At 69.1% G+C, this 9550-nt stretch carries 11 protein-coding genes and 1 rRNA gene; 10 read left to right on the top strand and 2 right to left on the bottom strand.

Annotation, left to right across the window (positions count from 1 at the left end; all coding sequences use genetic code 11):
* From rrf to ACFXGJ_RS12095, 9 genes are all read left to right on the top strand, one after another.
* A 5S ribosomal RNA gene (gene rrf, locus ACFXGJ_RS12135) occupies positions 1–93 on the top strand; the annotation flags it as partial.
* Positions 94–364: 271 nt separating this feature from the next.
* Positions 365–1240, top strand: coding sequence for a dimethylargininase (gene ddaH, locus ACFXGJ_RS12130; protein ID WP_378619577.1), 876 nt, complete (start codon positions 365–367; stop codon positions 1238–1240).
* The gene (rocD, locus tag ACFXGJ_RS12125) at positions 1189–2481 is read left to right on the top strand and encodes an ornithine--oxo-acid transaminase (protein WP_378619574.1); all 1293 of its coding nucleotides are present in this window, start codon (positions 1189–1191) and stop codon (positions 2479–2481) included. The genes ddaH and rocD overlap by 52 nt, the downstream gene beginning before the upstream one ends.
* 159 nt (positions 2482–2640) lie before the next feature.
* Entirely contained in the window at positions 2641–3084 is a 444-nt protein-coding gene (gene rplM / locus ACFXGJ_RS12120) for a 50S ribosomal protein L13 (RefSeq protein ID WP_378428054.1), read from the top strand.
* Entirely contained in the window at positions 3081–3590 is a 510-nt protein-coding gene (gene rpsI, locus ACFXGJ_RS12115) for a 30S ribosomal protein S9 (protein ID WP_378428052.1), read from the top strand. The genes rplM and rpsI overlap by 4 nt, the downstream gene beginning before the upstream one ends.
* 144 nt (positions 3591–3734) lie before the next feature.
* Positions 3735–5075, top strand: coding sequence for a phosphoglucosamine mutase (gene glmM / locus ACFXGJ_RS12110; protein WP_378619571.1), 1341 nt, complete (start codon positions 3735–3737; stop codon positions 5073–5075).
* Positions 5076–5224: 149 nt separating this feature from the next.
* A complete protein-coding gene (locus ACFXGJ_RS12105) occupies positions 5225–5422 on the top strand; it encodes a hypothetical protein (protein WP_378619568.1) in 198 nt (65 codons plus the stop codon).
* A 201-nt stretch (positions 5423–5623) separates the two neighbouring features.
* A complete protein-coding gene (locus tag ACFXGJ_RS12100; RefSeq protein WP_378619566.1) occupies positions 5624–5827 on the top strand; it encodes a PspC domain-containing protein in 204 nt (67 codons plus the stop codon).
* A 137-nt stretch (positions 5828–5964) separates the two neighbouring features.
* Complete coding sequence (locus tag ACFXGJ_RS12095) at positions 5965–6720, top strand: IclR family transcriptional regulator (protein ID WP_378619563.1); 756 nt, start codon at positions 5965–5967, stop codon at positions 6718–6720.
* 23 nt (positions 6721–6743) lie between these two features.
* Here the strand turns inward: ACFXGJ_RS12095 and ACFXGJ_RS12090 are convergent, their stop codons facing one another.
* Entirely contained in the window at positions 6744–7361 is a 618-nt protein-coding gene (locus tag ACFXGJ_RS12090; protein WP_378619582.1) for a PadR family transcriptional regulator, read from the bottom strand.
* Between the two features lie 99 nt (positions 7362–7460).
* Complete coding sequence (locus tag ACFXGJ_RS12085; protein WP_378619560.1) at positions 7461–8324, bottom strand: SDR family NAD(P)-dependent oxidoreductase; 864 nt, start codon at positions 8322–8324, stop codon at positions 7461–7463.
* Between the two features lie 277 nt (positions 8325–8601).
* On the opposite strand from ACFXGJ_RS12085, the gene ACFXGJ_RS12080 reads away from it, so the two are divergent.
* On the top strand, positions 8602–9522 hold the full coding sequence (locus ACFXGJ_RS12080; protein ID WP_378619557.1) for a tyrosine-protein phosphatase: 921 nt from the start codon (positions 8602–8604) through the stop codon (positions 9520–9522).
* The last annotated feature ends 28 nt before the right edge of the window (positions 9523–9550 follow it).

Below are 9550 nucleotides of genomic sequence, written 5' to 3'. Positions count from 1 at the left end.
ACGCCCGGCCCCATTCCGAACCCGGAAGCTAAGCCCTCCAGCGCCGATGGTACTGCACTCGACAGGGTGTGGGAGAGTAGGACACCGCCGAACATACGTTGCGAATGCCTCGCACTGCAGCTCGAAAGAGCTTGCGGTGCGAGGCATTTCGCATTTCCAGGGCAAGAACCGTCGCCGGCCGCCCACCGCCGGCCGACCGGTCACCGGCGACGGCGCCGGCCACCCGGGTGAAGGGAACCGTCACCCGAACGCGGGAACGCTGCAGGCACCCGAGTGGGGCCCACCTGGAGAGCATTCTCGGCTCGCATTGCCGTGCCCATCCGCACCGCGGATACTGTCTGCACCGGCGAGGAGGGGAGCGCACATGACGCTGATGTCGCAATCCGGCCCGGGGGAGCGGCCACCGCCGGCCCGAACGACCACCGCGCGGACCTATCTCATGTGCCCGCCGACCTACTTCGACGTGCGCTACAGCATCAACGAGTGGATGGACCCTGCCGAGCCGGTCGACACCGCGCTCGCGCAGCACCAGTGGCAGTCGCTGGTGGACACCTACCGCAGGCTCGGGCACCGGGTGCACCTCGTCGACGCCGTCCCGGGTCTGCCCGACATGGTCTTCGTGACGGACAGCGGACTGGTTGTCGACGGTGTCGCCCTCGGAGCGAGGTACCGCAGCGAGCATCGAGCGCCGGAGGCCGAGCACGTACTGCACTGGTTCGGCGAGCATGCGCTGAAGCGTCCGACGCGGCCGGAGTTCGTCAACGAGGGCGAGGGCGATCTGCTCGTCGTCGGCGACATCATCTGCGCGGGAACGGGTTTCAGGACCGACGAGCGGGCGCACGCCGAGGTCGAACAGCACTTCGGCCGCCGGGTGGTGACGCTGCGTCTTGTCGATCCGCGGTACTACCACCTCAATACCGCACTCGGCGTCATCGACGACCACACCATTGCCTACCTGCCGTCGGCCTTCGACGAAGGGAGTCGGGCGACGTTGCAGTCGCTGTTCCCGGACGCGATCCTCGCCGACGAGTCGGACACGGAGTGGTTGGGACTGAACCTGGTCAGCGACGGGGCGAACGTCGTGATGGCCGCGCAGGCGCACTCCCTCGCGGCGCAACTGCGCGAGCGTGGGTACCGCCCGATCCCGGTGGACCTTTCGGAGTTCCTCAAATCGGGTGGCGGAATCAAATGCTGCACAATGGAATTGCGCGGCTGGGTGGATCCGGAGGAACCAAGGTGAGTGACCGGCCGCGGGTGCCGGTCACCGAGGCGACGCGGGCGGCGCTGGCGCGCGCCGATGCCCACAGTGCCCACAACTACGCCCCGCTGCCGGTGGTCCTCGAGTCCGCGCGTGGAGTGTGGGCGCGCGGTGTCGACGGCGTGGACTACCTGGACCTGCTCGCCGGCTACTCCGCCCTGAACTTCGGGCACGCACATCCGCGGCTGGTCGCCGTAGCCACGGCGCAGCTGGCGCGGCTGGCGCTCACCAGTCGCGCGTTCCAGCACTCGCTGTTCGGTGAGTTCTGTGAAGCGGTGGCCCGGTTGTGCGGCAAGGATGCCGTGCTGCCGATGAACACCGGCGCCGAGGCGGTGGAGACGGCGCTGAAACTCGCCCGCCGGTGGGGCTACGACGTCAAGGGCGTACCCGCGGACCGCGCCGAGATCGTCACCTTCGCGGGCAACTTCCACGGGCGGACCATCGCCATCGTCGGGTTCTCGACGGATCCCGACGCACACGACGGGTTCGGACCGTATCCGCCGGGATTCCGGACGGCCGCCTACGGTGACGCCGATGCACTGGCGGATGCCATCACCGAGAACACCGTCGCGGTGCTCGTCGAGCCCGTTCAAGGAGAGGCGGGGGTGCTGGTGCCTCCCGACGGGTACCTTGCCGCCGTCCGTCGCCTCTGCAACGACAACGGTGTGCTGATGATGGCCGACGAGATCCAGAGTGGCCTCGGTCGCACCGGCGAGACCTTCGCCTGTGATCACGAGGCCGTCGTCCCCGACGTCTACATACTCGGCAAGGCGTTGGGCGGTGGGCTGGTCCCGGTATCGGCGGTGGTCGCGGACTGGCCCGTGATGGGCGTGATCGGGCCGGGTCAGCACGGCAGTACGTTCGGTGGGAATCCGCTGGCCTGCGCGGTCGCGACCGAGGTGGTCCGGATGCTCGAGACCGGCGAGTACCAGCAGCGCAGTCGTGAACTCGGCGGCTACCTGCACGAACTGCTCACCCAGCTGCCCGCCGGCAGGGTCGCGCAGGTACGCGGACGCGGGCTGTGGGCGGGAGTCGAGTTGGCGCCCGGGCAGCCACCCGCCAGGGTCGTCTGCGAACGACTGCTGGCCCGACGAGTCCTCGCGAAGGACGCGCACGAGGGGACCATTCGGCTCGCACCGCCGCTCGTCGTCGAGCGGGGCGAGCTCACCTGGGCAGTCGAACAGTTGGCGGATTCGCTACTGGACTCCCCGGACCCGCTTTGACCTGGTTCTGACCTGCACGGTAAAGTGCAACGTCGGCGTGCGTTACGGCGTGACACTGCGGTGTCGGTCGTAGAGCGGGTTCCCGGGTCTCCACTGGCCGCCGGGAACCCGGATCGCACCCGACTGGCCAGCAGCTACACGATATGACGAGGAAGTTCTGTGTCTACGTACACCCCGAAGGCCGGAGATGTGACCCGCACGTGGCACGTCATCGACGCCACTGACGTGGTGCTCGGCCGCCTTGCCGTCCAGGCAGCGAACCTGCTGCGCGGCAAGCACAAGCCCACCTTTGCCCCGCACGTTGACGGCGGCGACTTCGTCGTCATCATCAACGCCGAGAAGGTTGCCATCAGCGGCAACAAGCGTGACGGCAAGCTCCTGTACAACCACTCCGGTTACCCGGGCGGCCTCAAGTCCCGCACCGTCGGCGAGGTCCTCGACCGGACCCCCGACCGTCTGGTCGAGAAGGCCGTCACCGGCATGCTCCCCAAGAACAAGCTCGGCCGCGCAATCGCAGGCAAGCTGAAGGTCTACGCAGGCCCGAATCATCCCCACGCCGCGCAGCAGCCGGTTCCGTTCGAGATCAAGCAGGTGGCCCAGTGACCGAGCAGAACGAGATCGTCGAGGAGACCGTCGTGGAGGAGTTCGCTTCGGCGGACCAGCCCGAGATCGTCGAGGAGACCGTGGTGGAGGAGTTCGCAGCTCCCGCCCCGATCTACATCGACCGTCCGATCCAGACCGTCGGTCGTCGCAAGGAGGCCGTCGTCCGCGTTCGGCTGACCCCCGGCACCGGTGAGTTCAAGCTCAACGGCCGCACCATGGAGGACTACTTCCCCAACAAGGTGCACCAGCAGCTCATCAAGGCCCCGCTGGTCACCGTGGAGCGCACCGAGTCGTTCGACATCGTCGCCCTCCTGCACGGTGGTGGACCGTCCGGCCAGGCCGGCGCGCTGCGTCTCGCCATCGCCCGTGCCCTGATCGAGGTCACCCCCGAGGATCGCCCCGCCCTCAAGAGCGCCGGCTTCCTCACCCGTGACGCCCGCGCCGTCGAGCGCAAGAAGTACGGCCTGAAGAAGGCCCGCAAGGCTTCGCAGTACTCGAAGCGCTGATGCAAGGCCGATGCCGACCCGGCGGGTCGGCATCGGCACCTGTTCACCACCAAGAGCAGGCGTCCAGCAGAACCGGACGCCTGCTCTTGGCGTAGGACAAGCGGAACCAGCGGGAATCGTCGGAACGGCAAGGGGTCGGAATTCATGGGTCGAATGTTCGGAACTGATGGCGTGCGTGGCCTGGCCAACGCGGAACTCAGCGCCGAAGTGGCGCTGCGGATCGCCGGCGCGGCCGCGTCCGTGCTCGCACTGTCCGAACGAGGAAACCCCAGGCCCACTGCCGTGGTCGGCCGGGACCCGCGGGCGAGCGGTGAGATGCTCGAAGCTGCGGTGACCGCCGGGCTCTGCGCCGCGGGCGTCGACGTGATCAGTGTCGGAGTGTTGCCGACTCCCGCCGTGGCCTTCCTGACCGGCGCCTACGAGGCCGCGCTCGGCGTGATGATCTCCGCCTCGCACAATCCCATGCCGGACAATGGCATCAAGATCTTCGCCGCGGGCGGGCACAAACTCGACGACAAGTCCGAGGACCGCATCGAGGCCGCGATCGCCGACCACGACCTGATCCCGCGGCCCACCGGCGCCGCGATCGGCCGGGTCACCGTCGCCACCGATGCGGCCGAGCTCTACCTCGCCCAACTGGCCCGTGCCACCACCCATCGCGTCGACGGTCTCACCGTCGTCGTGGACTGCGCGAACGGTGCCGCGTCCGCCATCGGTCCCGCGGCGTACCGCGCGGCGGGCGCGACGGTCGTCGAGATTCACTCCGACCCCGACGGCCGCAACATCAACGACGGCTGCGGCTCCACCCACCTCGAGGACCTGCAGGCGGCGGTGCTCGAGCACGGCGCCGACCTCGGCATCGCGCACGACGGCGACGCCGACCGCTGCCTCGCCGTCGACGCGACCGGCGCCGTGGTGGACGGGGACGCCATCATGTCGATTCTCGCGGTGGCGATGAACGAGGCAGGCGAGCTCGCCGGGAACACCCTGGTCGCGACCGTGATGAGCAACCTCGGACTGCACATCGCGATGCGCGGGGCGGGGATTTCGGTGCGCACCACGGCGGTCGGCGACCGCTACGTCCTCGAGGAACTGCGCAACGGATCGTTCAGTCTCGGCGGCGAACAGTCCGGGCACGTGGTGCTGCCCGGGTTCGGAACGACCGGCGACGGCATCCTGACCGCGCTGCGGCTGATGGGCCGGATGGCGCAGACCTCGCGGCCGCTCGCCGACCTGGCAGCTGTGATGCAGACGCTGCCTCAGGTACTGGTCAACGTCCGGGTCTCCGACAAGGCCGCGGTGGCCGCGGCCCCCGAGGTGCTCGCAGCGGTGGCCGAGGCCGAGCAGATCCTGGGGGAGGCCGGCCGGGTCCTGCTGCGGCCGTCGGGCACCGAACAGCTGGTCCGGGTGATGGTCGAGGCCACCGAGATCGACATCGCCCGCAAGCTCGCCGACGATCTCGCGGACCGCGTCGCCTCGGTCTGACGCCAATGTGGACGGGGCGGGCGTCGGGCAACCCGTGAGGCGGTATTGTGTGCCCGCCGCGTCCCGTCCGGGCGCGATCATCAACGGAACCGCCTTCGATCCGGTGCGTCTGACACCGTGACGGGCGTCTCGTGAAGACAGGAGCCACGATGGGCGAGCAGTTCTGGCTGGACCTGGCGGCGCTGCAGGTCATCGCCGGCAGGCTCGTCGCGTCGGCGGGCGTACTCGAGGTCGAGGCGGACCGGCTCGGAGACCGCGGTCTGGACCGCCTCGCGCTCGGCGTCCGAGCCTGGTCGGAGGCGACCGCGGGCAGTTCTCGACGGCTGGTCGCAACGACGCACGACTAGCGAACCGACACCTGCTCGACGGAGACGAGCGGGCGCGGTGTCGGGGTGTACCCCGAGCCGCGGGCACGCGTCCCGTAGTTCCCAGGAGTGAGGGCACGGCCGGCGAATCAGCCTCGAGCGCGATGCGGAGACGGTGCGGCGTCTCGAATAGTGGAGGACAGCGCAGCGACTTGCTGCACCGTCCGACCAAAGGGGAGAGCCATGACCACCCAGATCGCCAGCCGTCGCCTGACCCGCGCCCGCACCGGCACGATCTTCGGCGGGGTCTGCGCCGGCCTCGCCCAGTACCTCGGCTGGAAGCCGTGGCTGGTGCGAGCGTTGTTCGTCGCGTCCTGTCTGCTACCCGGGCCTCAGTTCCTCGTCTACCTGGCGATGTGGATCCTCGTTCCGAGGAACGAGATCTGAACAGGCCCCGACCCTTCGCGCAGTCGTTCGTCGACGCCTCGACCCTGTGACCCGTTGCACACGCCCTCCACGGTATGACAAACTTCTGATTAGAAATAGCCTTGTCACACGGGTGGGGGTAAGGGAGAGGAGTCCGGATGGCTCAGCAAGCGCCTGCGGAGTCGGTCACCAGCACGTTGCAGCGCGCATCACTGGTCCTGGATACCTTCGAGGGCGGGCGTCGCCTGAACCTCTCGCAGGTCGTACTGAGAACGGGGCTGCCCCGTTCGTCGGTGCACCGGATGCTGGAGCGGCTCGTGTCGCTGAGGTGGGTCATCCGGCAGGGCAACGAGTACGGACTGGGCCTGCGGATGATGGAGCTCGGTTCGGCCGCCGTGCACCAGGACCCGTTGCGACAGGCGGCCCTGCCGAGTCTGCAGTGGCTGCATCGGACGACCGGGTGCATCGTGCACCTGGGCGTGCTCGACAGCACCGACGTGATCTATCTCGAGAAGATCGGCGGCGAACTCGCTACGGCGGTCACCTCTCGCGTGGGTGGCCGGTTGCCGGCCTACTCGTCGGCAGTCGGCAAGGCGCTGTTGGCTTCTCACGATTGCGCGATTCTCAAGTCACCGGAACTCGTGACGGTCCGTCAGACGGGCTTCGCGTACGAACGCGAGGAGGCGCTGCGGGGATACGGGTGCATCGCCGCACCGATCGGCCCGCCCGGTAGCCGTGAGGCAGTGGCCGCAGTCTCGGTCTGCGCGCCGATCACCCGCGTGGTGTCGGAGGACCGGCTCCGCTTCCCGGTGCGGGCCGCTGCCGCCCAGATCTGGCGTGCGATCGAGAGCTCGCGCGGCGGGGTGCCGCGATCGCCGGTGCTGCGTGGCATCACTGTGCCTGCATCGGTGTAGGCCGCTTCCGGCCGAGGTGGGTGTCAGTCCGCCCCGGCCGGATCGGCGCCGCCGACGTCGTGCGTGCGCCAACTGCCGGGAGTGATCGGTTTCGGCATGCCCCACTCGTCGAACTCGTCGACGCGTCCGAATTCCCGTGCCGCAGCATCGATGTCTTCGAGCAGGCCGCGCGCCAGGTCGATCTCGGCCTGGAAGTAGCGCTGCGACCACCGCAGGCTCAGCGCGGTGAAGGCCCACGCCGGGTCACGATCGGACCTGAGGGCCTGTGCGCCGGCCCGGTCCCGGATCTCACCGAGATTCCTGATGTGCTCGGTGAGCAGGGACTTCAGGTGCTCCGGATCGTTCAGGTGTCCCATCCAGAGCCGGAGCACGACACCGTGTTTGAGCACCGGCAGCTCTACGGGTGCGCTGTGTGACCACGCCCGGATCGCATCGACGCCGGCCCGGGTGATCTCGTAGACGCGACGGGCCCGGATGCCCGGTTCGCTGACGATGGTGGAGGCGACGAGGTCCTGTTCCTCGAGCTTCTTGAGCTCCGCGTAGACCTGGCTGAGCGACGGACCCCAGTAGAAGTACTTGACGCTCAGGTCGGCCCACCGCTTGAGATCGTTGCCGGTGAGCTTCTCGCCGAATGTGAACATCCCCAGGACCGCCCATGCGGTCGCCGGGAGTTCGGGGTACGGCGCGCGTTCCGGCGTGGGCTCAACCACGGCTGGAGAATATCATTCGGCGGCCGAGGGTCAGCCGTGCTGACCGTTCGGTACCCGCCCGGCGAGCAGCGTCTCGACGGTGGCCTCGCCGAGCTCGTCGCGCAGCCGGCGGGTGATGTCGGGGGCCCGGCGCATGTGTGCGCCGCCGTCGACAGTGATCGCGGTGCCCGTGACCCAGGACGATTCCGGGCCCGCGAGAAACCGGATGGCGCCCGCGATGTCGGCCGGCACCCCGAGCCGCCCGAGCGGCGTCTGCTCGAGGAACGCCGTCGGCCGGGCGCCCGTGAAGCTGGCCGCGACCTTCGGGTTGGCCGGCGAGTTCACCAGCCCGGGACGGATGCAGTTGATCCGGATGCCGAGGTGGCCGAACTCGTCTGCGGCCGTGCGGACCAGCGCCTCGAGTCCGGCCTTGCCCGCGCAGTAGCCGCTCATGTACGGGAAGGTCTGGGCCGCGATGACCGAGGAGGTGAACACCATCGAGCCGCCGCCCGCCTTCGCCATGGCCGGCACGCACGCCTTGATGGCGACGAATGCGCTGGTGATGTTGACCTGCAGTTCGGCGGTGAAGTCGTGGGCGTTGTTCATCAGCAGAGGCATGGTGCTGCCCCGGCCGACGGTGCTGACGCAGATGTCCAGCCCGGCGTCCCCGCCCGCCCTCGCGACGGCGGCGGCGACGTCCTCCTCGACGAGCGAGTCGCCGGCGACGTGGTCGACCCGCGCGCCGTCGGGGGCCTGCGACGCGAGCTCCGCCGCGAAGGCGGAGATCCTCGACTCGTCGCGGCTCATGATCGTCACGGAGGCGCCCGCGGACACCAGCGCGCGAGCCCCCGCGCCGCCGATACCGCCGGCGCCACCGATGATCAGCGCTGTCTTCCCGTTCAGGTCGAGCGTCATGGGTGCACCTCTCCAGGGGTGGGATCCTTGCCGGGAGCGCCGACGCTAATGCCGCAGCATGGGGGTGCGGCCGCCGATGTCCGCTCGGCGGGAACATCCGTCGGCTGATCCCTGCGGTGAGAGTGGCCGTGTGGCAGTAGATTTGGGAGTCCTCGGTCGGCTGCCGACGGAAGTGGTGGGTTTGTCCGCTCCGTGGGAAGACCCCGCTCGACGGCGCCGCATGTCGGCCTACCGTCCCCGGCGACAGTATTCGGGCAAACGACGGAGGTAGGTCTTCATGTCTCGCTGCGCATCCAGGATCGCGACGCTGCTGGTCACGGGTTCGGTCCTGCTCACGGGTTCGGCGGGCTTCGCCGCGGCCGAGCCCGTTCTTCCCCCGGCACTGGCCGGGCTGCTCGAGTCCGGCTCGGCGGGGCTCGGCAGCTCCGCTCCGGTCGCAGATGCCCCGCGGTTGGCGAGCGTCGACAACTTCCGCGACGTCGCCGGCACCGGCACCGGTTACGTCGCGGCGCTCGGTCGCCATGTCACCAAGGGGGTGTTCTATCGATCCAACGCGATCGCGCCGAACGACGCGGACCGTGCGACCCTCGCCGGCCTCGGGCTGACCGTGGCGTACGACCTGCGCAGCCCAGGGGAGATCGCCAAGAAGCAGGACCGGCTACCCGACGGGACGGCGTACCTGAACATCCCGATCCTCTCCGGCAACGTCAACGAGGCCGAGATCATCGCGAGCATCCACACGCCCGAGGACGCCCGCGAGCGGATGCGCGAGGCGAACCGCTCGTTCGTCACCGGTGAGGTGGAGCGGGCCGGATTCGGGAAGCTGCTCACCGAGTTGGCGAACACCGATGGGCCGCAGGTGTTCCACTGCACCGCAGGCAAGGACCGCACCGGCTGGGCGTCCTATCTGTTGCTGAGCCTCGCCGGGGTGGCGCCGGCGGCGATCATGGACGACTACCTGCTCACCAACGAGTACGCGAAGGACTCGATCGCGGCCACGATCGCGCACATCGAGCAGGGGCAGGGATCCGAGATGGCCGCGAAGATCGCCCCGCTGATCGGGGTCGAGTCGAGCTACCTGCAGGCGGGCATCGACCAGCTGACCGCCTCCTACGGCACGGTCGAGAACTACCTGACGACCGGGCTCGGGTTGAGCGCGCAGATCGTCGCCGCGCTGCAGGGCAAGCTGGTCCGGTAGCGGGAGCGATTCCGCTGGGCGGGCACGT

Source organism: Rhodococcus sp. NPDC059234 (assembly GCF_042754225.1).
GTDB lineage: Bacteria > Actinomycetota > Actinomycetes > Mycobacteriales > Mycobacteriaceae > Rhodococcus_G.
Note: the sequence above shows the minus strand (reverse complement) of the source record. Positions and strands in the feature narration are given on the sequence as shown.

Bases quoted from the DNA above. Each gene is read 5' to 3' on its own strand.
- glmM (WP_378619571.1), top strand. From the start codon at position 3,735: ATGGGTCGAATGTTCGGAACTGATGGCGTGCGTGGCCTGGCCAACGCG.
- ddaH (WP_378619577.1), top strand. From the start codon at position 365: ATGACGCTGATGTCGCAATCCGGCCCGGGGGAGCGGCCACCGCCGGCC.
- ACFXGJ_RS12085 (WP_378619560.1), bottom strand. From the start codon at position 8,324: ATGACGCTCGACCTGAACGGGAAGACAGCGCTGATCATCGGTGGCGCC.
- ACFXGJ_RS12080 (WP_378619557.1), top strand. From the start codon at position 8,602: ATGTCTCGCTGCGCATCCAGGATCGCGACGCTGCTGGTCACGGGTTCG.
- ACFXGJ_RS12095 (WP_378619563.1), top strand. From the start codon at position 5,965: ATGGCTCAGCAAGCGCCTGCGGAGTCGGTCACCAGCACGTTGCAGCGC.
- rocD (WP_378619574.1), top strand. From the start codon at position 1,189: ATGCTGCACAATGGAATTGCGCGGCTGGGTGGATCCGGAGGAACCAAG.
- ACFXGJ_RS12090 (WP_378619582.1), bottom strand. From the start codon at position 7,361: ATGTTCACATTCGGCGAGAAGCTCACCGGCAACGATCTCAAGCGGTGG.
- ACFXGJ_RS12105 (WP_378619568.1), top strand. From the start codon at position 5,225: ATGGGCGAGCAGTTCTGGCTGGACCTGGCGGCGCTGCAGGTCATCGCC.
- ACFXGJ_RS12100 (WP_378619566.1), top strand. From the start codon at position 5,624: ATGACCACCCAGATCGCCAGCCGTCGCCTGACCCGCGCCCGCACCGGC.